The organism is Sphingomonas sp. RS2018 (assembly GCF_054489605.1).
In genome coordinates this window covers 230,942-257,079 of sequence record NZ_JBTMWL010000003.1, presented here as the reverse complement: position 1 = coordinate 257,079, position 26,138 = coordinate 230,942, and the positions used below count along the sequence as shown (strand labels likewise).

29 protein-coding genes and 1 tRNA gene are annotated in these 26,138 nt (G+C 67.9%); 15 read left to right on the top strand and 15 right to left on the bottom strand.

Going from position 1 to position 26,138, the window contains the following annotated elements; all coding sequences use genetic code 11:
* Nucleotides 1-62 precede the first annotated feature (62 nt).
* The 4 genes from ACX40P_RS10525 to msrB are packed head-to-tail and all read left to right on the top strand — an operon-like array spanning nucleotide 63 to nucleotide 4,015.
* Nucleotides 63-980: an ABC transporter ATP-binding protein gene (locus ACX40P_RS10525; protein WP_459126294.1), complete on the top strand. Its 918-nt coding sequence runs from the start codon at nucleotides 63-65 to the stop codon at nucleotides 978-980.
* The gene (locus tag ACX40P_RS10520; RefSeq protein WP_459126293.1) at nucleotides 977-2,224 is read left to right on the top strand and encodes an ABC transporter permease; all 1,248 of its coding nucleotides are present in this window, start codon (nucleotides 977-979) and stop codon (nucleotides 2,222-2,224) included. Before ACX40P_RS10525 ends, ACX40P_RS10520 begins: the two co-directional genes overlap by 4 nt.
* Nucleotides 2,225-2,277: 53 nt before the next feature.
* Nucleotides 2,278-3,501 (top strand): cytochrome P450, encoded by a 1,224-nt coding sequence (locus ACX40P_RS10515; RefSeq protein ID WP_459126292.1) that lies wholly within the window; start codon nucleotides 2,278-2,280, stop codon nucleotides 3,499-3,501.
* A 40-nt stretch (nucleotides 3,502-3,541) separates the two neighbouring features.
* Complete coding sequence (msrB, locus tag ACX40P_RS10510) at nucleotides 3,542-4,015, top strand: peptide-methionine (R)-S-oxide reductase MsrB (protein ID WP_459126291.1); 474 nt, start codon at nucleotides 3,542-3,544, stop codon at nucleotides 4,013-4,015.
* Nucleotides 4,016-4,018: 3 nt separating this feature from the next.
* Here the strand turns inward: msrB and ACX40P_RS10505 are convergent, their stop codons facing one another.
* Complete coding sequence (locus ACX40P_RS10505; RefSeq protein ID WP_459126290.1) at nucleotides 4,019-4,570, bottom strand: CHAP domain-containing protein; 552 nt, start codon at nucleotides 4,568-4,570, stop codon at nucleotides 4,019-4,021.
* 350 nt (nucleotides 4,571-4,920) lie between these two features.
* Here ACX40P_RS10505 and ACX40P_RS10500 point away from each other — a divergent pair, with 350 nt between their 5' ends.
* Nucleotides 4,921-5,463, top strand: a complete 543-nt coding sequence (locus ACX40P_RS10500; protein ID WP_459126289.1) for a hypothetical protein — start codon at nucleotides 4,921-4,923, stop codon at nucleotides 5,461-5,463.
* A 24-nt stretch (nucleotides 5,464-5,487) separates the two neighbouring features.
* Here the strand turns inward: ACX40P_RS10500 and ACX40P_RS10495 are convergent, their stop codons facing one another.
* From ACX40P_RS10495 to ACX40P_RS10480, 4 genes are all read right to left on the bottom strand, one after another.
* A complete protein-coding gene (locus ACX40P_RS10495; protein ID WP_459126288.1) occupies nucleotides 5,488-6,228 on the bottom strand; it encodes an extensin-like domain-containing protein in 741 nt (246 codons plus the stop codon).
* On the bottom strand, nucleotides 6,225-6,953 hold the full coding sequence (locus ACX40P_RS10490; RefSeq protein ID WP_459126287.1) for an NUDIX hydrolase: 729 nt from the start codon (nucleotides 6,951-6,953) through the stop codon (nucleotides 6,225-6,227). Before ACX40P_RS10490 ends, ACX40P_RS10495 begins: the two co-directional genes overlap by 4 nt.
* Nucleotides 6,946-7,407, bottom strand: a complete 462-nt coding sequence (locus ACX40P_RS10485) for a YaiI/YqxD family protein (RefSeq protein ID WP_459126286.1) — start codon at nucleotides 7,405-7,407, stop codon at nucleotides 6,946-6,948. Before ACX40P_RS10485 ends, ACX40P_RS10490 begins: the two co-directional genes overlap by 8 nt.
* A gap of 182 nt (nucleotides 7,408-7,589) precedes the next feature.
* Nucleotides 7,590-9,323 carry a DEAD/DEAH box helicase gene (locus ACX40P_RS10480; RefSeq protein WP_459126285.1) on the bottom strand — a complete coding sequence of 578 codons (1,734 nt, stop codon included), beginning with the start codon at nucleotides 9,321-9,323 and terminating at the stop codon, nucleotides 7,590-7,592.
* A 222-nt stretch (nucleotides 9,324-9,545) separates the two neighbouring features.
* Between ACX40P_RS10480 and ACX40P_RS10475 the strand changes: the two genes are divergently transcribed.
* A complete protein-coding gene (locus ACX40P_RS10475; RefSeq protein WP_459126284.1) occupies nucleotides 9,546-10,277 on the top strand; it encodes a PEPxxWA-CTERM sorting domain-containing protein in 732 nt (243 codons plus the stop codon).
* Between the two features lie 79 nt (nucleotides 10,278-10,356).
* On the opposite strand, the gene ACX40P_RS10470 is transcribed toward ACX40P_RS10475, so the two are convergent.
* Nucleotides 10,357-10,432, bottom strand: a tRNA-Ala gene (locus tag ACX40P_RS10470).
* Between the two features lie 234 nt (nucleotides 10,433-10,666).
* On the opposite strand from ACX40P_RS10470, the gene ACX40P_RS10465 reads away from it, so the two are divergent.
* The gene (locus ACX40P_RS10465; RefSeq protein ID WP_459126283.1) at nucleotides 10,667-11,653 is read left to right on the top strand and encodes a DUF2171 domain-containing protein; all 987 of its coding nucleotides are present in this window, start codon (nucleotides 10,667-10,669) and stop codon (nucleotides 11,651-11,653) included.
* Between the two features lie 112 nt (nucleotides 11,654-11,765).
* Here the strand turns inward: ACX40P_RS10465 and ypfJ are convergent, their stop codons facing one another.
* Complete coding sequence (ypfJ, locus tag ACX40P_RS10460) at nucleotides 11,766-12,665, bottom strand: KPN_02809 family neutral zinc metallopeptidase (RefSeq protein ID WP_459126282.1); 900 nt, start codon at nucleotides 12,663-12,665, stop codon at nucleotides 11,766-11,768.
* 94 nt (nucleotides 12,666-12,759) lie between these two features.
* Here ypfJ and ACX40P_RS10455 point away from each other — a divergent pair, with 94 nt between their 5' ends.
* From ACX40P_RS10455 to ACX40P_RS10445, 3 genes are all read left to right on the top strand, one after another.
* Complete coding sequence (locus tag ACX40P_RS10455) at nucleotides 12,760-13,911, top strand: patatin-like phospholipase family protein (protein WP_459126281.1); 1,152 nt, start codon at nucleotides 12,760-12,762, stop codon at nucleotides 13,909-13,911.
* Between the two features lie 151 nt (nucleotides 13,912-14,062).
* A complete protein-coding gene (locus ACX40P_RS10450) occupies nucleotides 14,063-14,848 on the top strand; it encodes a 3-hydroxybutyrate dehydrogenase (RefSeq protein WP_459126280.1) in 786 nt (261 codons plus the stop codon).
* Nucleotides 14,845-15,477, top strand: coding sequence for a DUF4893 domain-containing protein (locus ACX40P_RS10445; RefSeq protein ID WP_459126279.1), 633 nt, complete (start codon nucleotides 14,845-14,847; stop codon nucleotides 15,475-15,477). Before ACX40P_RS10450 ends, ACX40P_RS10445 begins: the two co-directional genes overlap by 4 nt.
* Nucleotides 15,478-15,481: 4 nt before the next feature.
* On the opposite strand, the gene ACX40P_RS10440 is transcribed toward ACX40P_RS10445, so the two are convergent.
* From ACX40P_RS10440 to ACX40P_RS10430, 3 genes are all read right to left on the bottom strand, one after another.
* Entirely contained in the window at nucleotides 15,482-16,132 is a 651-nt protein-coding gene (locus ACX40P_RS10440; RefSeq protein WP_459126278.1) for a hypothetical protein, read from the bottom strand.
* A 120-nt stretch (nucleotides 16,133-16,252) separates the two neighbouring features.
* Entirely contained in the window at nucleotides 16,253-16,522 is a 270-nt protein-coding gene (locus tag ACX40P_RS10435; RefSeq protein ID WP_459126277.1) for a hypothetical protein, read from the bottom strand.
* A 141-nt stretch (nucleotides 16,523-16,663) separates the two neighbouring features.
* Complete coding sequence (locus tag ACX40P_RS10430; RefSeq protein ID WP_459126276.1) at nucleotides 16,664-17,395, bottom strand: Bax inhibitor-1/YccA family protein; 732 nt, start codon at nucleotides 17,393-17,395, stop codon at nucleotides 16,664-16,666.
* A 121-nt stretch (nucleotides 17,396-17,516) separates the two neighbouring features.
* Between ACX40P_RS10430 and thpR the strand changes: the two genes are divergently transcribed.
* Nucleotides 17,517-18,053 (top strand): RNA 2',3'-cyclic phosphodiesterase, encoded by a 537-nt coding sequence (gene thpR / locus ACX40P_RS10425; RefSeq protein ID WP_459126275.1) that lies wholly within the window; start codon nucleotides 17,517-17,519, stop codon nucleotides 18,051-18,053.
* A 3-nt stretch (nucleotides 18,054-18,056) separates the two neighbouring features.
* Here thpR and ACX40P_RS10420 read toward each other — a convergent pair whose 3' ends face one another.
* Both ACX40P_RS10420 and ACX40P_RS10415 read right to left on the bottom strand, forming a co-directional pair.
* Nucleotides 18,057-18,611, bottom strand: coding sequence for a superoxide dismutase family protein (locus ACX40P_RS10420; protein ID WP_459126274.1), 555 nt, complete (start codon nucleotides 18,609-18,611; stop codon nucleotides 18,057-18,059).
* Between the two features lie 369 nt (nucleotides 18,612-18,980).
* Nucleotides 18,981-21,332 (bottom strand): EAL domain-containing protein, encoded by a 2,352-nt coding sequence (locus ACX40P_RS10415; protein WP_459126273.1) that lies wholly within the window; start codon nucleotides 21,330-21,332, stop codon nucleotides 18,981-18,983.
* A 134-nt stretch (nucleotides 21,333-21,466) separates the two neighbouring features.
* Here ACX40P_RS10415 and ACX40P_RS10410 point away from each other — a divergent pair, with 134 nt between their 5' ends.
* Both ACX40P_RS10410 and ACX40P_RS10405 read left to right on the top strand, forming a co-directional pair.
* Nucleotides 21,467-21,967: an EF-hand domain-containing protein gene (locus tag ACX40P_RS10410; RefSeq protein ID WP_459126272.1), complete on the top strand. Its 501-nt coding sequence runs from the start codon at nucleotides 21,467-21,469 to the stop codon at nucleotides 21,965-21,967.
* A 51-nt stretch (nucleotides 21,968-22,018) separates the two neighbouring features.
* Entirely contained in the window at nucleotides 22,019-22,933 is a 915-nt protein-coding gene (locus ACX40P_RS10405) for a cation diffusion facilitator family transporter (protein WP_459126271.1), read from the top strand.
* A 152-nt stretch (nucleotides 22,934-23,085) separates the two neighbouring features.
* Here ACX40P_RS10405 and ACX40P_RS10400 read toward each other — a convergent pair whose 3' ends face one another.
* A complete protein-coding gene (locus tag ACX40P_RS10400) occupies nucleotides 23,086-23,715 on the bottom strand; it encodes a cupin domain-containing protein (RefSeq protein WP_459126270.1) in 630 nt (209 codons plus the stop codon).
* A gap of 59 nt (nucleotides 23,716-23,774) precedes the next feature.
* Here ACX40P_RS10400 and tgt point away from each other — a divergent pair, with 59 nt between their 5' ends.
* Both tgt and ACX40P_RS10390 read left to right on the top strand, forming a co-directional pair.
* A complete protein-coding gene (tgt, locus tag ACX40P_RS10395; protein ID WP_459126269.1) occupies nucleotides 23,775-24,917 on the top strand; it encodes a tRNA guanosine(34) transglycosylase Tgt in 1,143 nt (380 codons plus the stop codon).
* A 2-nt stretch (nucleotides 24,918-24,919) separates the two neighbouring features.
* On the top strand, nucleotides 24,920-25,114 hold the full coding sequence (locus ACX40P_RS10390) for a hypothetical protein (protein ID WP_459126268.1): 195 nt from the start codon (nucleotides 24,920-24,922) through the stop codon (nucleotides 25,112-25,114).
* 49 nt (nucleotides 25,115-25,163) lie between these two features.
* On the opposite strand, the gene ACX40P_RS10385 is transcribed toward ACX40P_RS10390, so the two are convergent.
* Together ACX40P_RS10385 and ACX40P_RS10380 are read right to left on the bottom strand one after the other, a co-directional pair.
* Nucleotides 25,164-25,493: a hypothetical protein gene (locus ACX40P_RS10385; protein ID WP_459126267.1), complete on the bottom strand. Its 330-nt coding sequence runs from the start codon at nucleotides 25,491-25,493 to the stop codon at nucleotides 25,164-25,166.
* Between the two features lie 151 nt (nucleotides 25,494-25,644).
* On the bottom strand, nucleotides 25,645-26,115 hold the full coding sequence (locus ACX40P_RS10380; protein WP_459126266.1) for a Fur family transcriptional regulator: 471 nt from the start codon (nucleotides 26,113-26,115) through the stop codon (nucleotides 25,645-25,647).
* Nucleotides 26,116-26,138 lie beyond the last annotated feature (23 nt).

The window sequence follows — 26,138 nt, the reverse complement described above, 5'->3', positions numbered from 1 at the left end:
CACGAACCCGCGCATTTTAAGACCCGCTTCCATATCGGCGTCGGCGCTGGAGACCTGCGGATTTGACCGAACACCTGGCCGTACAGGCCCGCGGCCTCGTCAAGCGCTTCGGCGACCGCCGCGTCGTCGACGGTGTCGACATCGCGGTGCCGACCGGCGCCATCTACGGCGTGCTCGGCCCGAACGGCGCCGGCAAGACGACGACGCTGCGCATGCTGCTCGGCATCATCGAACCGGACGAGGGCGCGCGCAGCCTGCTCGGCCGGGCGCACCCGCGCGAGGCGAGCGACAACGTCGGCTATCTGCCCGAGGAGCGCGGCCTGTATCCCGGCATGAAGTCGGTCGAGGCGATCGCGTTCATGGGTGCGCTGCGCGGGCTCGACTGGCGCGTCGGGCGCAAGCGCGCGCGGGTGATGATGGAGGAGGCGGGCCTCGGCCACGCCATCGACAGCAAGATCAAGAAACTGTCGAAGGGCATGGCGCAGTTCGTCCAGCTGCTGGGGTCGGTGGTGCACGAACCCGAGTTGCTGGTGCTCGACGAGCCGTTTTCCGGCCTAGATCCCGTAAATCAGGAGCGGCTGGAGGCGCTGATCGTCGCGCAGCGCGATCGCGGGGCGACGATCCTGTTCTCGACCCATGTGATGGCGCATGCCGAGCGGCTGTGCGACCGGCTGACCATCATCGCCGGGGGCAAGGCGCGGTTCGAAGGCACGGTGGACGACGCGCGCGCGACGCTGCCCGTCACCGCACGCTATGTGCCGCATCATCCGCATGAGGGGATCGCAGCGCTGCTGCCGCCCGATGCGCGGCCGGAGGGCAAGGGCTGGGTCTTCACCCTGCCGGAAGAGGGAATCGAGGCGGTGCTGGTGAGACTGATCGACGCGGGATACGGCATATCGGGCCTGTCGATCGAGCCCGCGCGGCTGCACGACGCCTTCGTCCGCATCGTCGGGCGCGAAGCGCTGGAGGCCGCGGCATGATCGGCAACAAGATCGTGCGCCAGACGCTGACGGTGGCGCGGCGCGACTTCATCGCGACGGTGTTCACGCCGACGTTCCTGCTGTTCCTGCTCGCGCCGCTTATCATGATAAGCTTCGGCGCGGTGGGCGGCATGGGCGCGGCGTCGATGGCAGACCGGTCGGCCGACAAGACGCGGATCGTCGCGATCGCTGCCGGCGCCGATGCCGCCGGGCTGACCGCCGCCGACAAGGCACGCCGCGCGCTGTATCGCAACCGCGAGGCGCCACCCGAACTGCTGGTCGAGACGCCCGCCGCCGATCCGGCCGCGCAGGCACGCGCACTGCTGAGCGGTGGCAGCGTCGATGCGACCGCCGTGTTTTACGGCCCGTCCGAGCGCCCGACCGTGTTGCACGCCCCCGTCAGCGCGCGCCACGCTCGCTATCTGGCGCAGCTCGCCGAAGACATGCTCCGCGACCGGCGGATCGGCGCCGGCACGAAGCTGTCCGATGCGCGTATCGAGGCGATCACCGTCGATCGTACTGGCACCAGCGCGCGCGGAAGCAACCAGGCGGCATTCTTCACCGTCTTCGGCCTGTTCATCCTGACGCTGATGCTGGCGGGCCAGGCCGTCGGTACGATGGCGGAGGAACGGTCGAACAAGGTGATCGAGATCCTCGCCGCGGCGGTGCCGCTCGAAAGCGTGTTCCTCGGCAAGCTGATCGGCATGTTCGGCGTCGCGCTGCTGTTCGTCGCCTTCTGGGGAACGATCGTGCTGAACGTCGGGCAGATGCTGCCGGCGAATTTTGCGCGCGCCTTCTCCGAAGTCGGGCCGGCGACGGGGCCGTGGTTCGGGCCGCTGTTCCTTGCCTATTTCACCACCGCCTATCTGCTGCTGGGCGCGGTGTTCCTTGGCATCGGCGCGCAGGCGTCGACCCCGCGCGAGATCCAGATGCTGTCGCTGCCCATCACCATCTTCCAGGTGGCGATGTTCGGCCTGTCGCAGGCGGCGGCATCGCAGCCCGATTCGACGCTGACCCGCTTCGCCGAGATCTTTCCGTTCAGCTCGCCGTTCGCGATGGCGGCACGTGCGGCGAACAAGCCCGAGCTGTGGCCGCACCTGCTGGCGATCGGCTGGCAGCTGGCGTGGGTGACGGCGACGATATGGATCGGCGCGCGGCTGTTCCGGCGCGGCGTGCTGCAATCGGGCAGCCCGGCGTTCTGGAAGCGTAGGCGGAAGACCCAGGCGCTCGCGGCCACTAATTGACATTCGTGTAAGCTACGCCATCCTGCCGTCGTCGAGCGGATAGGAGTGGCGCGATGGCGACGATGACCGACACGGCCGGCGCGGTCAATCCGCTCGATGTCAGCCGGGCAGAACTGTATCGCGACGATCGCTGGCATGCGCCGTTCCGCGAAATCCGCGCGCGGGCCGGCGTGCATCGCACCGAGAGCTCCGCGTTCGGTCCATACTGGTCTGTCGCCAGTCACGCCGCGATCGTGGAGGTTGAATCGCTGCCCGAGCTCTATTCTTCGGCGGCCGGGATTACCGTCGCCGATCTGGCGGCGGGCGACATGAAATTGCCGATGTTCATCGCGATGGACCGCCCCCGCCACACCGGACAGCGCCGCACCGTCGCGCCGGCATTTAGCCCCAGCGAAATGACGCGCCTGTCGACCAGCATCCGCGCGCGCACCGCCGAACTCCTCGACACCTTGCCGCTGGGCGCGGCGTTCGACTGGGTCGACACGGTGTCGATCGAGTTGACGACGGGGATGCTCGCGCTGCTGTTCGACTTTCCGTGGGAGGAGCGGCGCAAGCTGACGCACTGGTCCGACTGGGCGGGCGATATCGAGATCGCGACCGATCCAGCGCGGCGCGAGGAGCGGCTGGGGCATTTGTGCGACTGCGGCGCGCGCTTCACCGCGCTGTGGAACGAGAAGGCGAAGCAGCCCCCCGCGCCCGACCTTATCAGCATGATGATCCATTCGGACGCCATGTCGGCGATGGACGCGCAGGAATTCCTCGGCAACCTGCTGCTGCTGATCGTCGGCGGCAACGACACGACCCGCAACACCATGACCGCCTGCGCCTATGGCCTCGACCGCTTCCCGGACGAGCGCACGAAGCTGGAGGCCGATCCGGGACTGATCGGCAATGCCGTGCAGGAGATGATCCGCTGGCAGACGCCGCTCGCGCATATGCGGCGTACCGCGACGGTGGATACCGAGCTGGCGGGGCAGCGCATCCGCGCGGGCGACAAGCTGGCTTTGTGGTACATCTCCGCCAACCGCGACGAAGCGATGTTCGACGATGCCGACGCCATCCGCGTCGATCGCCCGAACGCGCGGCGGCACCTGTCGTTCGGGCACGGCATCCACCGCTGCGTCGGCGCGCGGCTGGCGGAACTGCAGGTCGGCATCCTGCTGGAGGAGATGGCGCGGCGGCGGCTGCGCGTCCACGTCACCGGCGCGCCGGATCGGATCGCGGCGTGCTTCGTCCACGGCTATCGCGCGCTGCCGGTCGAGCTCGTCCGCTACTGACGCCTCTCCCATCAGGCGATTTCGCGCCTATATCAGTGTCATGACCGATCGCCGCACCCTGCTCGCCACCGCCACCCTCGGCGGCATCGCGCTGTTCGCGCCCCGCCCCGCCGCCGCGCGGTTCGAAGTCACGCTGAGCGATGCGGAGTGGCGCAAGCGCCTGCCCGCCGCCGCCTATGACGTGCTGCGCAAGGAGGGGACCGAGCGCCCCTATTCGAGCCCGCTCAACGCCGAGCATCGCTCGGGCGTATTCGCCTGCCGTGGCTGTGCGCTGCCGCTGTTCACGTCGAAGACGAAGTTCGAGAGCGGCACCGGCTGGCCGAGCTTCTGGGCGCCGCTGCGTGCGGCGGTCGCGACGACCACCGACCGGTCGCTGGGGATGACCCGGGTGGAGGTGCATTGCCGCCGCTGCGGCGGGCATCTCGGCCATGTGTTCGACGACGGGCCAAAGCCGACCGGCCAGCGTTATTGCATGAACGGCGTCGCGATGACCTTCACGCCGCGCAGTTTCTGACGGTTACTTCAGGTCGAGCGAGAAGGCGGCAGCGCGCTGGATCGGTGCGACCGGCACGGTGGCGACGGCGGCCATCGTGAAGCTGGTCGGGCGGCTGTCCTCGGGCGCGGCGCCGTCGGCGTAGATGAAGCCGTTGACCGGGTAGCTGGAGGTTCCCATCGACCCGGCGTACCAGACCTTCACGCGGCTCCAGTCGCCGGCGTCCGACACGTCGACCGCGCGGACGTCGTTCTCGATGCCGCCGCGGCGCGACCAGTTGGCATGGGTCAGCAGGACTTCGCGGTCGCTGAGCACCTGCGACACCATCGCGACGTGACCGAGGCGCATCTTCGACGTGGCGGCGAACGACATCACCGCGCCCTTCTTCGGCGCCGTGCCGCGGTCGTACTTGCCGGCGGCCTGCGACCACCAGGTCAGCGCGTTGCCGTGGATGTTCACGCCGGAGATTTCGCGGGCGAAGGGGGCGCACTGCCAGAAGCGGGCCGAGGCGGGCGATGCGGCCAGCGTGGCCGACAGAGCGAGCGCCACCAGCGCCGAAAAGCAACGTACGAACATGAAGAGGCAGACCCCCCGGTCTCGATTTCGAACCCTGATGACGACGGGGTAGCAGCCCCGCCGCCGCCACCAAGCGCGTGGCGACGAGATGCAGGACTAAGGCGACGAGGTGAAAACGATCCTTGGCGTGCGTGGCACTCGTCGCGGCGCTGGCTCGATTCGTCGCGCTGTGGCCGGAAAGCCGCAGTCGAATCGCTCATTTCGTAAACGCACGTCGGTTCGTCGCAGCCATGTTGCGGCGCAGCGACATCCATGATCGATTTGCAGAACACCGGCTGCCGCAAGTGGTTAAGGGAAGGGTTAACCACTCGGGCGCATGATCCGGTTCTCGACTGGGTGGGGTAATGACTATGGCTTCCCGTACGAAACCGGCAGAGGGCGCGATGACGCTCGCCGAGATGAAGGAATTCGCGAGCTTCAGCGCGGCGACGCAACGCTATATCCGCCGCGCGCTCGACGTCGGGCTCGATCGCGACGATGCGATGGAACGCTGGTCGCGCGACGGGGTGGAGGCCGCCAGCATCCGGGCGCAGGCGCGCATGTACGATCGCCTGCCCGACCTGCGCGCGATCATCCCCGACGATGGCGCGCTGAGCGCAGTCGAGCCGTTCATGGCGCCGCTGGTGACGCTGGCCGCGTTCGATCTCGGCCAGGGGCGGCTGCCGACCTTCTCGGCCTTCCGCTTCCTCTACGAACGCCTGCTGGGCGCCGAAGTACGCCCGTGGCTGCCCTCCGCCTTCTGCGCGGCGGCCGCCCTGCCGACGCTCCACCCCGACCTGCGCCGCGGCCTGCTGCAATCGATCAGCGAAGCCGCCGCGACCGCCAGCGGCTGGTCGAATCGCCGCCCGGCGTTCTTCCCCTATTGGGTCGAGAAGGTCAGCGCGGCGGCCTGATCCCCATCGCCAAACCCCGGGGGGCTATCGACAGGCCCCCCACCCCATCGTCCCGCGATTCGCCTGGTCGAGGTGGAAGTGATCGCGGTGCGCCGCATTGTAATCCGGCGACAACACGGTGGTGAAGACGTCGCACGCGCCGTCGCGCACGTCGCGCAGGAACGCGGCCTTGCCCGCGTCCTTTCCTTCCGCGTCCCAGTCGCGCACTACGCTGATCCGCGTCCCATCCGCCAGCACGAAGCCGGCGATGTCGATCGCGTCGGCAGTCGCATGCTGGCTCCAGTCGCCGGCGCTGCGCCCATACATCCGCCGGCAGTTATAGCTGCCGAAATGCTCGACCGTCCGCACCCGCGATCCGAAGCGACGCTCGGCGGCGGGCTGGATCACGTTCCATTCGAGCATCGCCATCGCCGCCGCCACCGGGCAGGCGACGCCGAGCCCCGCCGGGCTGTAGCGCAGCGCCGCCGACCCGCCCGACACGCGCACCCCGTCCGCATAGCCGCATTGCCCGCCTTGGCCGCGCACCGACTCCAGCGTGGTATAGCGCACGCCCGCGCGATCGAGCAGCGTCCGGCATTGCGCGAAGTCGCTGCCGAGCGCCGCGATCTTGCCGGCGGTGAAGCGCCCCGGCGGCTGGCTAAGGTCGAGCTTCGTCCACGGCAGATCCTGCGGCCGCGATCGTGCGATCGTGTAGAGCGTGAAGCCGATCGCGAGCAGGATCGCGAAGATCATCGCGGCCTTCACCGCGCGGCGTAGCGCGATCATGCCCGCTGCACCGATCGCATCGGTTCGGCGGTGACCGGATAGCCGAGATCGTCGGGGATGCAGAGATACTCGACGCCGTCGCGCATCTCGCTCCAAGGCGTGACGGTGCGCACCGGAAAGGCGCGAGCGTGCGCCATCGCCGCCGCGACATCGCCGAACAGCGCGAGGCGATCGAGATTCCGGCGCGTGGGATAGATGATGCTCGCCCGTCCCGCATCGGCCGCGTCCAGCACCGCGCGTGCGCTCGACCAGAACACACGCGTGTTCTCGGTCGCATCGACCACCGGCTCGGGCGCGCCCTCGGGCAGGCGGGCGAGATAGAAGCGCGTGTCGAAGATACGGTGCGTCACCCCGCGCGGCAGCCAGCGCGCGAACGGCACCAGCGCCTGCGCATCGATCGCCGCCCCCGCCAGCGCCTCGACCATCGGGGCACTGTCATGCAGGCGACGGCGGATCGCGGCGAGATCGGCGGCGGGGTCGAGACCCGGCGCAACGCCCGCCTCCTCGATGCACTCGCGGATCGCGGCGATGCGTGCGGCCAACTCGTCGTCGCCACCAGCCATCGCCACGTCGCCGGCATCGACGCGTCCCCCGGGAAACACCAGTGCCCCGCCGGCGAAGCGCATCGCCCGCGACCGCTCGACCATCAACAGCTCAGGCGGCGCACCATCCCGGTCGCGCATCACCACCACCGTGGCGGCGGGGATGACCGGTTCGTCAGCCACGCTTCAACCGCGCGATCGCGGTGTCGAGCGCGGACAGAAAGCGCGAGCGATCCTCCTTCGCGAACGGCTTCGGCCCGCCGATCCCTTCGCCAAGGCCAGCGCGCAGGTCGGCCATGATCGCCCGCGTCGCCACCGCCCCGCCGATCGACGCGCTGGTGAACGGCTTGCCGGTCGGCGACAGGACGGTCGCCCCCGCTTTCAGGCAGCGATCGGCGAGCAAGATATCGGCAGTGACGACGATGCTGGCGGCATCCGCGCTGTCCGCGATCCAGTCGTCGGCGGCGTCGAAGCCGTCCGACACGACGATGCGCGAGACGAGCGGGTGGTCGGGAATGCGGAAGTGGCTGTTGGCGACCAGCGTCACCGGCACTTCGGTGCGCCAGGCGACGCGGTAGATCTCGTCCTTCACCGGGCAGGCGTCGGCATCGACGAGGATCCGGGGGGTGATCGACATGCCCTCACTCCGTCGCGTCTCTGCCGTGGCGGGTCAAGCGATGGACATCCGTCCCACCTCGTCATTCCGCGTAGGCGGGACTTTATTGACCCAACCGTCGTGGCGAAGACGCTTAGGTGCCGTCAATCGATCCCCGCCGTCGCAAGGATGACGTCGTCACGCGAGCCAACGCCCCGCCAATCTCACCCCCGACGCGGACCACCCCGTGGCGCGCCACCCGCCGGCCGCGCGCGATAATTGCCGCCACCGGGACGCTGCGGCCGGTTCGGGCCGCCACCGCGCGGACCGCCGCCACCACCACCGCCGCCGTCGCGGGCATGCGCGCCCTGCGGCGGGCCGTCGGGTGCCGGCAGGATGGTCGCGCCGTCGTCCTCGCCCGCGCTCTTCTCGACCGCTTGCGCGAACTTGCTTGCGAGCGGACGCGGGATTTGGAAGAACGTCTCCATCGGCCCGATGCGGATCGCGCCGACCTCGTTCTTCGTGATGTGGCCGCGCCGGCAGATCAGCGGCAGCACCCAGCGCGGATCGGCGTTCTGGCGGCGGCCGATGTCGATGCGGAACCACACCGTGTCGTCGAAGCCGGGACGATGCACCCGCTCGGGCGCGGCACCGCGATCCATCATCTCCTCGGGCTGCGGCAGCTTGGCGCGATGCGCGTGGACCAGCATCGCCGCGATCTCCGCCGCCGACTTGGTCTCCAGCAGGCGCTGGGCGAGCGCCACATCCTCCTCGTCGATCTCGACGGGGGCGAGCAGCGTCGTCAGCAGCCGCTCGTGATCCTGCGCGCGGATGTCCTCGGGGCTCGGCACCTCGATCCACTCGGCGTTGATGCGCGCGCCGCGCAGCATCATCTCGGTACGGCGGCGGCGCGGATAGGGCACGATCAGTACCGCCGTGCCCTTCTTGCCGGCGCGGCCGGTGCGGCCGGAACGATGCTGCAACGCCTCGGCATCGCGCGGCAGCTCGACATGGACGACGAGGCTGAGCGAGGGCAGATCGATGCCGCGTGCCGCGACGTCGGTCGCGACGCAGACACGCGCACGCTGGTCGCGCAGCGCCTGCAGCGCATGGTTGCGCTCGCTCTGCGAATGCTCGCCGGACAGGGCGACGGCGGAGAAGCCGCGCTCGACCAGCGAGGCGTGTAGATGGCGGACGTTGTCGCGCGTGGCGCAGAACAGGATCGCCGTCTCCGCTTCATGGAAGCGCAGCAGGTTGATGACGGCATGTTCGATGTCGGACGGTGCGACTGCCATCGCCTGATACGCGATGTCGCCGTGGCCGCGCGTGTCGCTGACCGTCTCGATGCGCAGCGCGTCGCGCTGATACTTGCGGGCTAGCGCCACGATAGGCTTCGGCATCGTCGCCGAGAACAACAGGGTGCGGCGGCCGTTCGGGGTCGCGTCGAGCAGCGCTTCCAGATCCTCGCGGAAGCCCATGTCGAGCATCTCGTCGGCCTCGTCGAGCACGACGGCGCGGCAAGCCGACAGGTCGAGCGCGTTGCGCTCCTCGTGATCGCGCAGGCGCCCCGGCGTGCCGACGACGATATGCGTGCCGTGGCTGAGCGCGCGGCGCTCCTTCGACGCGTCCATGCCACCGACGCAGGTGGCGATGCGCGCGCCGACGCCGGCATAGAGCCACGCCAGCTCGCGGCTGACCTGCAACGCCAGTTCGCGCGTCGGCGCGATGACGAGCGCGAGCGGCAAGCCCGGCTGCGGCAGCTGGCCCTCGGGCATCAGTTCACCGGCGATGGCGAGGCCGAACGCCACGGTCTTGCCGGAGCCGGTCTGCGCGGAGACGATCAGGTCGCGCCCGGCGGCGTCTTCCTGTGTCACGGCGGCCTGGACGGGGGTGAGCGCAGTATATTCGCGCGCGGAGAGCGCCTCGGCGAGGCGTGGGGGGAGGTTCGAAAACGGCATGAGACCCTTAAAATGGGCCTTTGCGCCGGTTTCGGCAAGCGCAATCGCATAACCGACGCGAACAAGAGTTTCGTTGGAGACATTATAGTTAAAATAGTCATGGTTAATAGAATACAGCTTCGTCCCGCTTCGAAACGTCCCAAAATGAAGTGTTGCCCAAGATTACCGTCCGATTAACGGATGGCTCAACGACCAATCGGCGGCAACAAAAGGGAATTCGAAATGAACAAGATCATGTTCGGCGCGGCCATCGCCGCAACGCTCGCAGCGGCACCGGCAGCGGCGCAGACGACGCTCTACAGCAACAACCTCGACGGCGCGCAGACGGCGGCCGCGGGCGTCACCGCCGGCATCACCGCCAACGGCGCCACCCTCGCCAACGACAATGTCACGGCGGGCGGGCTCAGCCAGAACTACCTGCGCAACGACACCGCCGGCCTGACCACGCTGACCTTCAACGGCCTCTCGGGCTATACCAACATCAACGCGGGCTTCGCGCTGGCACTGATCGACTCGTGGGACAGCGACAATGGCTCGCCCGCCCCCGATTATCTCGACATTTTCGTCAATGGTGCGCAGGTGCTGCAGCTGACCGCAGCGAACACCTCGGGCAACGCCACCCGCTTGGGCGGCGGCACGCAGACCGCCTTCGGCAGCTACCTCTACAACGGCGCCTTCAACGATCGCATCGTCGATATGAGCACGGCGACCGCGCTCCAGAACCTGAGCGCGATCAACGGCACCCTGACGCTCGGCATCCGCGCGAGCGGCGCGGGCTTCCAGTACGGCAACGACGAATCCTGGGGCATCGACAACATCCGCCTGTCCGGCACCGCGGTGAACTCGGCCGTGCCGGAGCCGGCGACCTGGGCGATGATGATGCTCGGCTTTGGCGGCATGGGCTATGCGGTGCGCCGCAAGCCGCGCGTCGCCGCACGCATCCGCTTCGCCTGAACTCCATCGATCGCTGAGAGGAGGCCGTCGGCATACGCCGGCGGCCTCTTTTCGTTTCGAAAAGCATCGGGAGTGGTGGTGGTGGAGCTGAGGGGAATCGAACCCCTGACCTCTGCAGTGCGATTGCAGCGCTCTCCCATCTGAGCTACAGCCCCGCACTCCCGGACCGGCGCGCCAGTGGCTGCGCCTTGGGCGCTCCAATACCAGATGATCGCGCCGATGCAACGCCCGCGCGCGCGCTTTTGCCCGCCGCGCGGGGCCAACGGCTCGTCGCCCGCCGCCGCTCGTCCAGGCAACCATATCCGTTGATCTCGGTTGAATCGCTCGTACGTGGCCGACGGTCGCAACGACCTCTTCCGGCCGCGTTTGGATGCAGGAGGATGACGACGATGGCATATGACCGCGACTATCCGCAGGACTGGTATCGCAGCGACCCGTCGGGGCGCGGCCGGCAGAGCGACTTGTCGAGCGCGCGCGAATATTACGGCGCCGAGCGCGACCGCGACGAGCGCAACTTCCGGGGCGGCGGCACCGGCTATGGCGATCGCAACCGCGAAAATTACGGTGGCAATCGCGACTATTACGGCGGCGACCGCAGCTATGGGCAAAATCAGCAAGGCGGCCAGCACGGCCGGCAGGACTATGGCGCGAGGGCGTCCGGCGGCCAGCGTTTCGAGCACAACGACGCCGGCAACAGCTGGGGCCGCGACGTGAGCCGGCGCAACGAGCACGACTATGGTCGCCAGCCGCAGGGCTATGACTATGAAGATCGCGGCTTCATCGCCCGCGCCGGTGACGAAGTCCGCTCCTGGTTCGGCGACGAGGGGGCCGAGCGCCGCCGTGAGCGTGACCAGCGCTATGACGAGCGTATCGGGGATGGTCGCTCGGGCCGCGGCTATCCGCAGCCGTCGCACGACAGCGACTATTCGAGCTGGCGCCGCTCGCAGATCGAGGCACTCGACCGCGACTATCACGAGTATCGCCAGGAGAATGCGCGCAAGTTCGACAATGAATTCGGCAGCTGGCGCACCAACCGCCAGACGCAGCGCACCTCGCTGTCGAGCGTGAACGAGCATATGGAGGTGCTGGGCTCCGACGGCGAGCACGTCGGCACCGTCGACAAGGTGCGCGGCGACCGCATCATCCTCACCAAGAATGACGCCGATGCCGGCGGACGCCATCACTCGATCCCGTCGAGCTGGCTCCAAAGCGTCGACGACAAGGTGACGATCAACCGCACCGCCGCCGACGCCAAGAAGCATTGGCGCGACGAGGAACGCTCGGGCGCCTTCTTCCACGAAAGCGACCGCAAGGACGGCGATCGGGATCAGGGCGGCAAGACCGACCTGAACCGCAGCTTCTCCGGCACCTACTGACGCGTCAGTAGCGGTAGAACGAGGAACGGCCCGGGCAGCGATGCCCGGGCCGTTCTGTATTCCACGCCGTGCTCCCGCGAAGGCGGGAACACGGGTGGCTAGAGTCGGGCTGCTACACCCCAAGCCCCGTATCGCACTGCGCCGGATCGCCGCTGTCCAGCCCGCGCTTCAGCCAGCGCATCCGCTCCGCCGACGATCCGTGGGTGAAGCTGTCGGGCACCACCGCCCCGCCGCCACTCTTCTGCAATGTATCGTCGCCGATCGCATTGGCGGCAGTCATGCCCTCCTCGATATCACCCGTTTCCAGCCGCCCGCTCTGCTTCGCCCACACGCCGGCATAGCAATCCGCCTGCAGCTCGAGCTTCACCGATGCGGCATTGCCCTCGGCCTCGCTGCCACTGCGCTGGATCTGCGATACGCGCTGCGCCGCGCCGGTCAGGTTCTGGATATGGTGGCCGACCTCATGCGCGATGACATAGGCCTGCGCGAAGTCGCCCTGCGCGCCGAAGCGGTTCTGCAATTCGTCGAAGAAACTGGTGTCGAGATACACGCCGTTGTCCCCGGGGCAGTAGAACGGCCCCGCCGCCGAAGACGCCGCACCGCAACCGGATGTCACGCCGCGTTCGTAGAAGCGCAGCCGCGGCGGCTGATACTGCTGTCCGTTCGCCGCGAAGACCTTGCCCCAGACCTCCTCCGTGGAGGCGAGCACGCGACAGGCGAACAGGCGCTCGGCCGTGTTGCAGACCGCCGCGCCCGACTGGGCGGTCGTGCCCTGCCCCGGCCGCTGCACCGGACCGCCGCCGCCACCGCCGCCCAGCAGGCTGCCGAGCCCGCCCGAAAACAGCAGGAACGCGCCGACGACACCGATCAGCAGCAGCGAGCCGCAGCCCATCTTGCCGCGGAACAGGAACGGCAGCAGCAGGCCGAGGATCGGAATACCCCCGCCCCCGCCCCCGCCGCCCGACCCCAGGTCGTCGACATTGTTACTCGGACCCAGATCGTCGAGCCGCATGGCCGCCCCCCTCACACTCGTTACACCAGCGCCATGAATGCGTCGCGGGCCCCGAGGTTGCAACCAACGCGTGCGCCGGTCATTGTCCCGCCCGATGGCCGATGCCGAACCCGAACTCCGCCACACCCGCCGTGCGCGCGACACCGGCCTGCCGCTGCCCGATTGCGTCGCGATCGTGTTGCAGGGTGGCGGCGCGCTCGGCAGCTATCAGGCAGGCGTGATCGAGGCACTGGGCGAGACGGGGATCGAGGTCGACTGGGTCGCCGGTATCTCGATCGGCGCGGTGAATGCCGCGATCGTCGCCGGCAACCCGCCCGAGCTTCGCTGCAAGCGGCTTCGCGACTTCTGGGAGACGATGACCTGGGCGTTACCGAGCTTCCCGATCATGCCCGACGATCGCCTGCGCGAATTCCTGCACGAGGTGTCGGCCTGGTCGGTGATGGCGACCGGCGTCCCCGGCTTCTTCGCACCGCGGCCCCTGCCCCCGACGATGGCGGTGCCGGGGTCGGTGGAGGCGCTCAGCTTCTACGATTCCTCGCCGCTCGCCGCCACGCTCGACCGGCTGGTCGATTGGGATCTGCTGAACGACGGCCCCGTCCGCCTGTCGGTCGGCGCGGTCGATGTCGAAAGCGGCAACTTCCGCTATTTCGACACGACCACCGACCGCATCGACGCGCGGCACATCATGGCATCGGGCGCGCTCCCGCCGGGCCTGCCCCCGGTCGAAATCGACGGACGCTGGTATTGGGACGGCGGCCTCGTCTCGAACACGCCGCTGACCCACGTCCTCGACCACCAGATGGCGGAGATGCTGGTGTTTCAGGTCGACCTGTTCGCCGCCGATACGGCGATGCCGCGCACGATCATGGACGTGGCGGCACGCGAAAAGGAGATTCGCTTCTCCAGCCGGACGAGGGCGGTGACGGCCGAGCGGCTGAAGCTGCGTCAGGAGCGCGAGGCGATCCGCGCGCTGCTTGCCAAGCTGCCGCAGGCGCTGCTCGACGATCCCGACGTGCGCGCGCTCGCCGCCGCCGCGGACGAGCCGGCGGTCAACCTCGTCCACCTGATCTATCGCGCGAATGCGTGGGAGGGCGGCGCGCGCGACTTCGAATTCTCCGCCCGGACGATGCGCGAGCATTGGGCGGCCGGCGCTGCCGCGGTCGCCGAGACGATGGCGAAATCGCGACTGGTCGCCAGCAATATTCTCGACGGCCGAACCGCGGCGTTCGACCTGACGAAAAGGTGACACGTCCAATCACCCCACCGTTCGGGCTGAGTAGCGACTGAGCGAAGCCGAAGGCGCGTATCGAAGCATCGTTGGCCGGCGCCACGTCCTTCGATACGCCGCTTCGACAAGCTCAGCGGCACTCGGGACGAACGGAGACTAGGAGATAAGCATGTTCCTCAAAGGCAAGACCGCGCTGGTCACCGGTTCCACCTCGGGCATCGGCCTCGCCTACGCCAAGGCACTGGCGGCGGAGGGCGCGAACGTCGTCATCAACGGCTTCGGCGACGCCGCCGCGATCGAGAGCGAGCGCGCCGCACTCGAAGCGACGAGCGGCGCCGGTGCGCGGTACAGCGGGCACGATTTGACGAAGGTCGACCAGATCGAGGCGATGATGGCCGAGGCCGCTGACGCGTTCGGCGGGGTCGACATCCTCATCAACAATGCCGGCATGCAGCATGTCGCGCCGGTCGAGGACTTCCCGGTCGACAAATGGGATCTCATCCTCGCGCTCAATCTGACCGCGGCATTCCACACCACCCGCCTCGCCATCCCGCACATGAAGGGCGCGAAATGGGGCCGGATCATCCAGACCGCCTCCGCGCACAGCCTCGTCGCGTCGCCGTTCAAGTCGGCCTACGTCACCGCGAAGCACGGCCTCGCCGGTTTCACCAAGACGGTCGCGCTCGAACTCGCCACCTTCGGCGTCACCGCCAACTGCATTTCGCCCGGCTATGTCTGGACGCCGCTGGTCGAGGGGCAGATCCCGGACACGATGAAGGCGCGTGGCCTGTCGCGCGAACAGGTCATCAACGATGTGCTGCTCGCCGGCCAGCCGACGAAGCAGTTCGTGACCGCCGAACAGGTCGCGGCGCTGGCGCTGTTCCTGTGCGGCGATGCCGCGGCGCAGATCACCGGCGCCAATCTGTCGGTCGACGGCGGCTGGACCGCGGCGTGACGATCCTCGTCGCCGCCGCCGCCCTGCTCGCCTGCACCGGCGCGCCGGCCGAGACACCCGCCGGCTCTGCGCCCTGTCCCGAGCGCAAACCGGCGGCGAGCGACTGGCGGCAACAGGCGACGTCGATCGACCGCGACCGGCTGCGGCGCTGGCGCGATGCGTGGCAGGACGCGCTGACGAAGATCCGCGCGAATGGCGGCGAACGCGAACTGGTGGGCTACGGCCCGCTGCTCCAGTCCGACGTCGCATCGACCGGGCCGGTGCCGCCGATCGGCACCTACGCCTGCCGGGTCGTCAAGCTTGGCGCCCGCATCGAGGGCGCACCGCAGATCGTCACCTATCCGCCGTTCCGCTGCACGATCGCGCCGGAGGGCGACGCGCTGCGTTTCACCAAGACGACGGGATCGCAGCGTCCGACTGGTCTGATCCTGCCCGACGACGATCAGCGCGCCGTCTTCCTCGGCACGCTGGTGCTCGGCGACGAGCGGATGCCCCTGCGCTACGGCCAGGACGCCGCGCGCGACATGATTGGCGTGGTCCAGCGTATCGGGGAGCGGCGCTGGCGGCTGGTGCTGCCTTACCCCGCCTTCGAATCGACGATCGACGTGATCGAACTGACCCCGTCCTGATCGCCTACGACGTCGGGTCGGGCTTCTCAGCGACCTTGTCGATCCCGCGCACGCGCCGATCGAGCACCGAGCCGCCGACCTTCTCGGGCACGCCGAACAGTTCTTCATCCGGGTTTGCCGCCCAATAGGCCTTGCCGTTCATCTCGACGACGGCGATGCGGCCTTGGTTCAGCGGGATCAGCGATCGCGTGAAGCTCTTGGGCTTCTTCATGAGCTTGCGGTTCTCGACCACCGTCAGCCCCGCGCGGCGGGCGGCCTCGGCGACGAAGTGGACGCAGTTGCGGCGGTTGAGGTTCCACTTCGATCCCGGCGCCCCCCACTCCTCCGCCAGCGCCTTGATGGCCATATAGTGCGCGTCATTCAGCACGACCGTGAAATGGGCGTTGCTGCGGCGGATATAGCTCTTGGCGGTGAAATCGATGTGCGCCGGCACCGATTTGAACAGCGCGGCCGGGCTGAGACCGTTGAGCGTAAAGCCATAGCTGGTGTCGACCGGCTCGCCCGTCGCATCGATCTTGCCCTTCAGCGTGACGAAGGCATGCGGGAAATAGTTGCTCGTGTCGTGCGACCAGAAGGTCATCCGCACCTCTGCCCAAGCCGGCAGTGGCAGGAGGAGCAGCAGGGCGGCGACGAACCCGTGTAAGCGAACCAACATCACATTCATTGCAATGTCTTAGCCCGCGCACGCCGGGCGGTGAAGAGCCAGAAAACGAAAAGGACCGCGGCGGTTTTTCACCGCCGCGGTCCTCGATCTCATCGCGCCAGGCGCGGCGGCTCAACTATTCTGTTGACGCTGCCGTTCCGCTTCCTCGTCATAACCCGACGACGGCGCGGGCTGATGGTTATGGACCGGTTGCGTCCCCGACGGCGGATCGCTGGCGTCCATCGATTCATCGAGCGCGCGGTCGAGGCGTGCTTCCTTGCTCTCGGGATTACGCTCGAGCCGTTCGGCGATCGATTCGTCGTGACCGGCGTCCTTGGTTCGCGACGCTTCCTTCGGATCGCCTGGGTTCACGCTGATCGACTCGTCGAGTTGGTCGGTCATTGCGGTCATATCCTCCTCCTCCGGCCATCAGGCCTGTTACGAAAGTAGAACGATCTGCCGCCCCGCGCGGTTCCTCCCAAGACGAAGAGCCCGGCGGTCATCCCGCCGAGCCCTCGCCCGGTTCACCCGATTCGGGTCGAACTATTCGCGGTTGCCCATGAACGACAGCAGGAACTGGAACATGTTCACGAAGTCGAGATACAGCGAGAGCGCGCCCATGATGACGGCCTTGCCCATCATGTCGGTGCCGGCGACATACTCGTACATCGACTTGATCCGCTGCGTGTCATAGGCGGTGAGCCCTGCGAACAGCAGCACGCCGACCGCGCTGATGACCAGGTTCATCACCGGCGACTGGAAGAACAGGTTCAGCAGCGACGCGACGATCAGGCCGACGAGGCCCATGATGAGGAACGTGCCGAAGCCCGACAGATCCTTCTTCGTCGTATAGCCGTAGAGGCTGAGCGACAGGAAGGCGACGGCGGTCGCAAAGAAGGTGATCGCGATCGACGGGCCGGTGTAGACGAGGAAGATCGCCGACATCGACAGGCCCATCACGGCGGCGAATGCCCAGAACAGGCCCTGCAGCGCCGCGGTCGACAAGCGGTTCATGCCGAAGCTCATCACCATCACGAACGCCAGCGGCGACAGCGCGATCACCCAGCGCAGCGGCGTCGTCATCACCTGCGCGGCAAGGCCCGAATAGGCGAAGGCGAGCGCGACGATGCCGGTCAGCAGCACGCCCGACGCCATGTAGTTGTAGACGGAGAGCATGTACGAGCGCAGGCCCGCGTCATACTCCGCCGAACGCACACCGGCGTACCGCGCGGCGAAGGGCGCATTCTCCGCCCGGGGGTCAGACCAGTTTGCCATGTCGAATACAGCTCCTTGTGGCCGGTCGATGGACCGGTATCCGCAGAATATCGTAGGGGCCGCGGGCCCTTTCAAGCGAAACCGCTATCGTGTTCGATAACAGCAACATTTAGATACAGACATGCTCCGCCTGTTCGTCGCCCTCCGCCCGCCCCCGCCCGTCCGATCGCTGTTGCTGGACACGATGTCTGGTGTCCGCGATGCGCGATGGCAGGACGATTCGCAGTTGCACGTGACCCTGCGGTTCATCGGAGAGGTCGACGAGCATGTCGCTGCCGATGTCGATGCCGCCCTGTCGTCGGTCTACGCGCCACCAGTGCCGATGCGTATCGACGGTGTCGGCCAATTCGAGGATCGCGGCCACGCAACCGCTCTCTGGGCTGCGGTCGCGCCGCGTGAACCAATTGCGGCGCTGCATGCCCGGATCGATGCAGCCCTGATCCGTGCCGGGCTGCTACCCGAGCGGCGGACGTATCACCCGCACGTCACGCTGGCCCGACTGAACTGGTCGAGCGGCCCCGTCGAAGACTGGATCGCCGACCACGCCGCGCTCAAGAGCGATACGTGGACGGCAAACGCCTTCGAAGTATATAGCAGCGAACTCGGCCGCAGCGGTGCGCACTACGAAGCGATCGCCCGTTACCCGTTGCGCGGATGACGCTCAGGTCGCGATGAAGACGCCACACGCAATCCGCGCGCCCGAGTTGCCCGACGGATCGGTCTTCAGATCGTCCGGCGCCGCGTGAACGACGAAGGCCGAACCGTCCGCATCGAGCAGCCCCGCCATCGTCCCGCCCGCCAGTGTGAAGTCGAGCTTGCCTGCGCCATCCGTCCCGACAAGCAGGTTCGGCATATCGCCGGCATGCGGCCCGGCAGGGTTCTGAGCACCGTGCTGTTTCATACCCGGATTCCAGTGCGCACCGGCTGTCGTGAAGTCGGGCCCGTCGCAGCGCCCCACCGCGTGGACGTGGACGCCATGCGTGCCCGCCGGCATGCCCGTACCCTCGATCGCGATGCGCACGCCACCACCCGTCGACGTCGCGGTCGCCCGCCCGACCGTCGTGCCACTCGCCGTCTTCAGGATCGCCTCCGCCCCACCGCTGCGCGCGGGCGTGTCCATCGTCGCGGCCGGCGTCGTCGCGGTCGCGCTGGCGCCATCGGTGGCGCTGCTGCTCTCGCCGTTCATGGTGCAGGCGGACAAAACGACGATCGCCATGGCGGCGGCTCCGGTCCGGATAGCGGTCATGGCCCTCGTCATCGCAAAGCTCCCGTGTCTACTGAATTCGGTCTGGCAATGCGTGGCGCGCAAGCAGGTTCCGGCGCGGTCGACACGGCCCATAAGAAAAGCCCCGGCGTTGGCACGCCGAGGCTTCAATCGATTACGAGTACGATTGGCTTAGCCGTTCGTGCCCGCGTTACCCGTGCCACCTTCCCAGTGACCGGTCGAAACCCAGTCCCAGAAACCGCGGACCGGCTGCTGCTGCTTAATCATACCATTGCTCCCCTGTGTCCAGGCTGCGCCGCCGCAGGACGACGCACCCGCATCTGTATCAGGGAGGGACGGAATTTACAATCTGGTAACCACCTAGGCGGCGGCCGAGCGCGAGCGGTCCTCAAGGGTGTTGATCAGCGTGGCGAGGTTGACCGGCTTGCCGATCAGATAACCTTGCACCTTGTCGCAGCCCATATTCGATAGCTCGGCAAGCACTTCAGGCGTCTCGACGCCTTCGGCGACGACGCTACGTCCCAGAGAATGCGCCAATTCTATCACCGACCGCACCAGCAGGCGGTCGCTCGCATTGCGATCGAGCGACGCAACGAAACTGCGGTCGATCTTCACTTCGGTCGCCGGAATCTTCTTGAAATATTCGAGCGTCGAAAAGCCCGTTCCATAGTCGTCGATCGACACGTTGATGCCGAGCGACCCCAGTTCCTCGAGCGTGCGAATCGACGCGCGACCGCTGCTCATTGCCGCCGATTCGGTGACTTCCAGCGTGAGCCGCTCGGGCGCCAGTCCCGATTCGGCGAGCTGGTGGCGGACGATCGCCATCAGGCCCGGCTTTTCGAGCAACCGCGCCGAGATATTCACGGCGACATCGAACGCCTCGCCGCGCGCTGCAAAGCCCGCCGCCATCCGGATTGCGTCGGACAGGACGAATTCGGTCAGCTTGTCGATGCGGTTATGCTGCTCGGCGGCCAGCACGAACTCCATCGGGCTGATCGCGCCCTTCTCCGGATGCGACCAGCGCACCAGCGCCTCGGCGCCGCAAATACGGCCGGTCTTCAATTCCAGCTGCGGCTGATAGGCGACCCAGATCTCACCCGAATCGATCGCCGCATCCAGCCGGCCGAGCAGCGAAAGCTTCCACTCCGCGTCCGCCAGCCGCGCCGGATCATAGGCCTTCCACCGCAAATTCTCGACCGCGGCCTCGTCGGCGGCGACCAGCGCGGAACCGATGCGGTTGGTGAAATCGCGGTCGCCGATCGAATCGACACCGAACGTGATCGACAGGTCGATGGGGCGTCCATCGACCAACGCCGGGCTGCGGAACAGCGCATGCAGCGCATCGAGCTGATCGGAACCGGCGACGTCCGGCGCCGTCGCCCAGGCGAACAGCCCCTCGTCGCCATGATAGAGCTGTGCGCCGCGCGAGCCGAGCGCCAGACGCGCCACGATCTGCTCGACCAGCGCGCGCTCGCCCTCGATCGGCAGCGATGAGCTGATTTCGGCAAAGTTGCGGATGCGTCCGACGACCAGCACCGAGTTGGCCTCGAAGCTTTCCTCGCGCAAAGCGTTGAGGTTGGGCAGGCCCGACACCGCGTTGATGTTGCCCAGAACCTTGTAGGACCGGCGGAAGTTGAACCACGCCGCACCGCTGGCAACGCTGACGCCGAGCACCAGCATCGGCACGGTCTGGAAGAAGATGTGCGAAGGCTCCGCGATGAACGGCACCACCGTGCCACCTGCCAGCGCCAGCGTAATCGCGCTTCGCCGTATCCACCGGTTTCGCGCGAACATGTGGATCGCCGACAGAAGCAGCGTCGCCAGCAGCGGGATGAACCAGCCGATATCGATCGGCCGCCCCTGCTTCAGCGTCTCGCCGCCGAGCACGTTGATGTAGCCGCCGTTGATGAGCCCCGTTCCCGGCACGAAATAAATGTCGCCGATATCGTGGCTGGCGACGGCGATCACGATGTCCTTGCCGCGCAGCGATGAAGCGGGGACAGTTCCGTCGATCACGTCCGACGCGCTGATCGTCCGGATCGCGTTGAGATCGATCCCATAGTCGAGCACGAAGCTTTCGTTCGGCCCGCCATGCACACCACTGAGCAGCGACGCCATCGACGGGAATTGGCGACCGCCGTAATCCACGGAATAGTTGAGCCGTCGGACGAACGCCATGGACGAGTAGTTGAGCGAGACGCTGACAGGGTGTGCGTGGCGCAGCAATTCGGGTCGCGGCAGCTTCGGTCGTATCTGACCCGTCGCCCGATCGACCGTGTATCCCGCGGCCAGCCAGACATTCCCGGCGCGCTCGATCGCCGCGGCAAAGGCCGTTTCCTCCGCCTTCGTCGAGGCCGGCGTGTGGAAGAAGATATCGAAGAAGATGCGCTTGGCACCGGCGTTGTGCAGCCGGTCGACCAGCTGCGCATGGCGCACACGCGACCACGGCCAGCTACCCAGCCGCTCGACGCTGCGGTCGTCGATGCCGATGATGACGGTGTCGCCGGACGGCTGTACATCGCGGAAGAAATCACGCGCGCGGCGCAAGTAATCGTCGACCGGCTCGCCCAGCCCCAGCACCCCGACGATCAACGCGGCGATCGTCGCCCAGGCGAAGATGCGACCGAGGCTCGTCGGACGATCGTCCTCCGCGGGTCGATGGCCCGCCGACCGACCGCGTGGCTGCGGCGTCCGGAAGAGTCTGGCGTTCACGACTGCGTGGACTAGCCGGATTTGGTTAACGACTTGCTTCCGTTTCCACGCCCGTGTTGCGACGCCTAGGCGACGGGCGCCCGGCCCCCTATCGTGACCGCGACGCGCCCTCCCACGCACGAAAGCCCAGACCGATGATCCTCCTCTTCCTCGCCGCGCAGGCCGTCCAGCCGGCGGCGACCGATGCGCAGGCCACGCGCCGGCCGGACGCCTATCGCCCGCCGCAGTCGACGATCGTGGCGGAGCCGGTCGCGCTGCTGCTGACCGGGTTCGATCGCGACGGCGATGCGCGCGTCACGCTGGCGGAGACGCGCGCGGGAATCGCGGCGATCACCGCAGGGCCGGAGTGGCAGGCGGGGCTCGGCTATCTCGCCTTCGCCGATTGGTCGGAACGCTGGCTGGGCGACCGCAACGGCGTCCCCACCCCGTTCGAGATCGACCGCGACGGCGACAATCGCGTGACCGCGACCGAACTCGCCGCACGGGTCGAGGCGATCTTCACCCGGCTGGATGCGAACCGCGACGGCACGCTGTCGCGCGCCGAAATGCTGACCGTCCGGTCGTCGCCGATGAACGGCAACGGCCGCGGGCGGCGCGAGGGCGATCGGCAGGACGGCGGCCCACCGCGGCGGTGATGCCACGGCGACAGGTTCCCTCGCGTGCTGGCGCGCGCTAAGCGCAGAGTCATGGGCGCCCATCACGACCATTCGCACGGCCATCACGGCCACGGCCACGCCCACGCGCCTGCCGACTTCGGCCGCGCCTTCGCGATCGGTACGGCGCTGAACCTCGGGTTCGTGGTGGTCGAGGCGGGGTTCGGCATCGCCGCGGATTCGGTCGCGCTGCTAGCCGATGCCGGGCACAATCTGTCCGACGTGCTGGGGCTGCTCATTGCCTGGGGCGCCGCGACGCTGGCGCGGCGACCGGCGTCGGGGCGCTTCACCTATGGGCTGAAGGGATCGTCGATCCTCGCCGCGCTCGCCAATGCGGTGCTGCTGCTGGTCGCGACCGGCGCAATCCTGTGGGAAACGCTGCGCCGCCTGGGCGATCCGCCCGCGGTGGGGGCGCAGACCGTCGTCTGGGTCGCGCTCGCCGGTATCGCCGTCAACACCGCGACCGCGCTGATGTTCGCGCGCGGGCGCAACGGCGATCTCAACATCCGCGGCGCCTATCTCCACATGGCGGCGGATGCGGCGGTGTCGGCGGGCGTCGTCGTGGCGGGTCTGCTGATCCTGTGGACGGGACAGGCGTGGATCGACCCCGTCGTCAGCCTCGTGATCGTCGCGGTGATCCTCTGGAGCAGCTGGGGCCTGCTGCGCGAATCGCTCGGGCTGGCGCTCGCGGGCGTGCCCTCCACCATCGATCCGCAAGCGGTGCGCGCCACTCTCGCCGCGCTGCCGGGCGTGACGCATATCCATGACTTCCACATCTGGGGGATGAGCACCACCGAAGCCGCGCTCACCGCGCATCTGGTGATGCCCGCCGGTCATCCCGGCGATGCGTTCCTGCGCGACGTACAGCACCGGCTGGAGCACGACTTCGGCATCGGCCATGCCACGGTGCAGATCGAAACCGGCGACTGCGGGATGCACGCCCACTGATTTGCGCTGTCCTACATCGCTCGGGATCGGCACATCCTGTCGCCATGTCACAGACGCGCCCCCAGACGATCGCCAATGCGCCGGCGCCAGCCCCTTCCAAATAACAACCGAAGGTTCCGAGATGGGTCGCTTTCCCGGAACCTTCGACGCCTTCAACCCGGCTTGCCCGCGACATGCACCGCCAGCCACACCGTCTTCGGCCGTTTGCTGGTCGCCGTCACCCAGTGCCGCTGCCCGGCCGCGATGGTCAGGTGATCGCCGGACTTCAGCGTCACCTCGTCCGAATCCTCGATCCGCATCCGCGCCTCGCCGGCCAGTACGATCACCCATTCCGTGTCGGTCGCACACATCGGCGCGTCCTCCGGCGTGACCTGTCCCGCCGACACGATCCGCTCGACCCGCACGCCGCCTTTGCTCAGCAGGTCGGTGAAGACCTCGTCGCCCGTAGCCGCCGGCAGTGCAGCAAAGATATTCTCAACCTTCGGCCGAAATTTCGGTTTGGGTTTCGGCTTTAGCACGGGCGCCGGCCGCGGCGTCTTGCGTTTGGGCAGGCCCTTGGTTGATCCCTTCCAGTCCGCCATCGCCGCATCGCGCAGATACGCCTCGACCTCGCCCGCCGTCGCGGTCAGCCCGTCGTCGCCGATCCCCAGCACGGCCTTGCCGCCCGCATCGACCAGACCGTATCGCCCGAAGTCCCCGCCCGGCTTGCGCCGCCGCGACGCCTTCAACGTAAGCCCCCGGTGCTGCGCCATCGCGCGCAGCGTCTGCTTCTCGTCCGCCATGCCGCTGCCAACGCCGCGGCCTTGCCAAGCGTTGCGGCGGCGGCGATGAGCCCGACGCGATGACCCAGCCTCCCCGTTTCGACTTCACCATCGCGGCCACCGACGGCCGCGCGCGCACCGGCACGATCCGCATGCGCCGCGGCGACATCCGTACGCCCGCGTTCATGCCGGTCGGCACCGCCGCGACGGTGAAGGCGATGAAGCCCGCCGACGTCCGCGCGACCGGCGCCGACATCATCCTCGGCAACACCTATCACCTGATGCTGCGGCCCGGTGCGGAACGGGTCGCGCGGCTGGGCGGGCTGCACGGCTTCATGGGCTGGGACCGGCCGATCCTGACCGATTCGGGTGGCTATCAGGTGATGAGCCTCGCCGATCTGACGAAGCGCAGCGAGGAGGGCGTGACCTTCAAGTCGCACCTCGACGGCACCCGCCACCTGCTCAGCCCCGAACGCTCGATCGAAATCCAGCGGCTGCTGGGCTCGAACATCACCATGGCCTTCGACGAGCTGGTGCCCACCACCTCGACGCGCGAGGTGCAGGCCGCGGCGATGGAGCGGTCGATGCGCTGGGCGAAGCGCAGCCGCGACGCCTTCTTCGCTGCGGAAGACCATGCCGAGGGCAATGCGATCTTCGGCATCCAGCAGGGTGCGCTGGACGAGGGGTTGCGCAAATCCTCCGCCGACGCGCTGACCGACATCGGCTTCGACGGCTATGCGGTCGGCGGGCTGGCGGTGGGCGAAGGACAGGAGGCGATGTTCGCCTGCCTCGACTATGCGCCCGCGCAGCTGCCGGTCGATCGCCCGCGCTACCTGATGGGGGTGGGCAAGCCCGACGACATCGTCGGCGCGGTGGAACGCGGCATCGACATGTTCGATTGCGTGATGCCGACGCGTTCGGGCCGCACCGGTCAGGCCTTCACCCGCACCGGCCCGATCAACATCCGCAACGCCAAGTTCGCCGAGGACACCGGCCCGCTCGATCCGACCTGCGGCTGTCCGGTCTGCGCGCAATGGAGCCGCGCCTATCTCCACCACCTCGTCCGTGCGGGCGAGATGCTGGGCGCGATGCTGATGACCGAACACAACCTCGCCTTCTACGGCGCGTTGATGGCGGACCTGCGCACCGCGATTTCGGCGGGCGAACTGTCCGCGTTTGCCAACGGCTTCCGCGCGCAATATCGCAAGGACAAGGGAGAGTGAGCGTGGCCGAGGAAGAAACGAACGAGATCGTGAAGGCGGCACGGGATGCCAAGGCGCGGGTGAAGGGCGCGGCGAAGAACGGGAAATGGCCGCTGAAGGCGATCGGTCTCGGCGTCGGCATCGGCTCCGCCGCCGTCGCCGCCGCGATGATCTACGCCAACCGCGATCGCGAAGACGAAGACGGCGATACCGACTGAATCCGAACGCCCCGCACCCGGTGGGGTGCGAGGCGCGGATGACCTGTTATCAGCGACGACCGCGACGGTCGTCCTGCCGCTCCCAGCGAATGCGCGAGGAGAGCGCGTCGAAGCGGCGGTCGAGGTCGCGGCGCTCGCCCATCGACAGCCCGCCGCGGCGATAGCGCGCCTCGAGGTTCACGAGCTGGCGGAATTCGCCGCGCAGCCGCACCGCCTCGCGCCGGTCGAGCGATCCGTTGCGGATGCCGACATCGATCCGCCGGTCGAGGTTGTTCAGACGGGCGTTGATCGGCTGCCAGCCCGGCTGCGCGACCGCGACCGAAGGAACGGCGCCGGCGGCGATGCCGAGGGCGGCGAACGTAAGGATCAGCTTCTTCATGATACGCACTCCTTTGAAACTCGCCCCGATGACCGGGGATGAAGTGAATATCGGGAGCAGCTGTCGCAAACCCGTCCCCGCGACCACGCGAAAGTGTCGCGCAAACGTAACGGCCGGACGGGTTCGTTCAGGTCGGTTGGAAGGCAGCAGTTTAAACTGCCGCCGCCTCGCACGTCGCGCAGTGCCCGCGCACCTCGATCACCGGGCGCACCGGTGCGAAGCCCGCGCCGACCGCGGCCTTGCGGACGCTGCCGGTGATGCTGTCGTCGTCGATATGCGTCGTCTGTCCGCAGCGGTCGCAGACGAGGAAGATACAGTCGTGCAGGCAGCCGGGATGGGCGTTGGCGACATAGGCGTTGGCGCTCTCGACCCGGCTGGCCAAGTTCGCGCCGACAAACAGGTCGAGGATACGGTACACGCTGTTGGCGGCGACGCGGCGCCCCTGCGCCTTCGACACCGCATCGGCGATGTCATAGGCCGACGCGGGCCGCTCGAACCCGGCCAGCGCATCGAACACCTGCGCGCGCATCGCCGTCCACTGCTCGCCGGCCTTCACCAGTGTTGTCTCGGCCTCGCGCGCGAGATCGGGGCCTTTGTGCTCGTGATGATTATGTGCGCCCATGACGCGAATGTAAGCCCCCGCCC

Excerpts from the sequence above, each read along its gene's own strand:
- ACX40P_RS10520 (WP_459126293.1), top strand. The coding sequence starts at position 977 with ATGATCGGCAACAAGATCGTGCGCCAGACGCTGACGGTGGCGCGGCGC.
- ACX40P_RS10515 (WP_459126292.1), top strand. The coding sequence starts at position 2,278 with ATGGCGACGATGACCGACACGGCCGGCGCGGTCAATCCGCTCGATGTC.
- msrB (WP_459126291.1), top strand. The coding sequence starts at position 3,542 with ATGACCGATCGCCGCACCCTGCTCGCCACCGCCACCCTCGGCGGCATC.
- ACX40P_RS10505 (WP_459126290.1), bottom strand. The coding sequence starts at position 4,570 with ATGTTCGTACGTTGCTTTTCGGCGCTGGTGGCGCTCGCTCTGTCGGCC.
- ACX40P_RS10500 (WP_459126289.1), top strand. The coding sequence starts at position 4,921 with ATGGCTTCCCGTACGAAACCGGCAGAGGGCGCGATGACGCTCGCCGAG.
- ACX40P_RS10495 (WP_459126288.1), bottom strand. The coding sequence starts at position 6,228 with ATGATCGCGCTACGCCGCGCGGTGAAGGCCGCGATGATCTTCGCGATC.
- ACX40P_RS10485 (WP_459126286.1), bottom strand. The coding sequence starts at position 7,407 with ATGTCGATCACCCCCCGGATCCTCGTCGATGCCGACGCCTGCCCGGTG.
- ACX40P_RS10480 (WP_459126285.1), bottom strand. The coding sequence starts at position 9,323 with ATGCCGTTTTCGAACCTCCCCCCACGCCTCGCCGAGGCGCTCTCCGCG.
- ACX40P_RS10475 (WP_459126284.1), top strand. The coding sequence starts at position 9,546 with ATGAACAAGATCATGTTCGGCGCGGCCATCGCCGCAACGCTCGCAGCG.
- ACX40P_RS10465 (WP_459126283.1), top strand. The coding sequence starts at position 10,667 with ATGGCATATGACCGCGACTATCCGCAGGACTGGTATCGCAGCGACCCG.
- ypfJ (WP_459126282.1), bottom strand. The coding sequence starts at position 12,665 with ATGCGGCTCGACGATCTGGGTCCGAGTAACAATGTCGACGACCTGGGG.
- ACX40P_RS10455 (WP_459126281.1), top strand. The coding sequence starts at position 12,760 with ATGGCCGATGCCGAACCCGAACTCCGCCACACCCGCCGTGCGCGCGAC.
- ACX40P_RS10450 (WP_459126280.1), top strand. The coding sequence starts at position 14,063 with ATGTTCCTCAAAGGCAAGACCGCGCTGGTCACCGGTTCCACCTCGGGC.
- ACX40P_RS10440 (WP_459126278.1), bottom strand. The coding sequence starts at position 16,132 with ATGTTGGTTCGCTTACACGGGTTCGTCGCCGCCCTGCTGCTCCTCCTG.
- ACX40P_RS10435 (WP_459126277.1), bottom strand. The coding sequence starts at position 16,522 with ATGACCGACCAACTCGACGAGTCGATCAGCGTGAACCCAGGCGATCCG.
- ACX40P_RS10430 (WP_459126276.1), bottom strand. The coding sequence starts at position 17,395 with ATGGCAAACTGGTCTGACCCCCGGGCGGAGAATGCGCCCTTCGCCGCG.
- thpR (WP_459126275.1), top strand. The coding sequence starts at position 17,517 with ATGCTCCGCCTGTTCGTCGCCCTCCGCCCGCCCCCGCCCGTCCGATCG.
- ACX40P_RS10420 (WP_459126274.1), bottom strand. The coding sequence starts at position 18,611 with ATGGCGATCGTCGTTTTGTCCGCCTGCACCATGAACGGCGAGAGCAGC.
- ACX40P_RS10410 (WP_459126272.1), top strand. The coding sequence starts at position 21,467 with ATGATCCTCCTCTTCCTCGCCGCGCAGGCCGTCCAGCCGGCGGCGACC.
- ACX40P_RS10405 (WP_459126271.1), top strand. The coding sequence starts at position 22,019 with ATGGGCGCCCATCACGACCATTCGCACGGCCATCACGGCCACGGCCAC.
- ACX40P_RS10400 (WP_459126270.1), bottom strand. The coding sequence starts at position 23,715 with ATGGCGGACGAGAAGCAGACGCTGCGCGCGATGGCGCAGCACCGGGGG.
- tgt (WP_459126269.1), top strand. The coding sequence starts at position 23,775 with ATGACCCAGCCTCCCCGTTTCGACTTCACCATCGCGGCCACCGACGGC.
- ACX40P_RS10385 (WP_459126267.1), bottom strand. The coding sequence starts at position 25,493 with ATGAAGAAGCTGATCCTTACGTTCGCCGCCCTCGGCATCGCCGCCGGC.
- ACX40P_RS10380 (WP_459126266.1), bottom strand. The coding sequence starts at position 26,115 with ATGGGCGCACATAATCATCACGAGCACAAAGGCCCCGATCTCGCGCGC.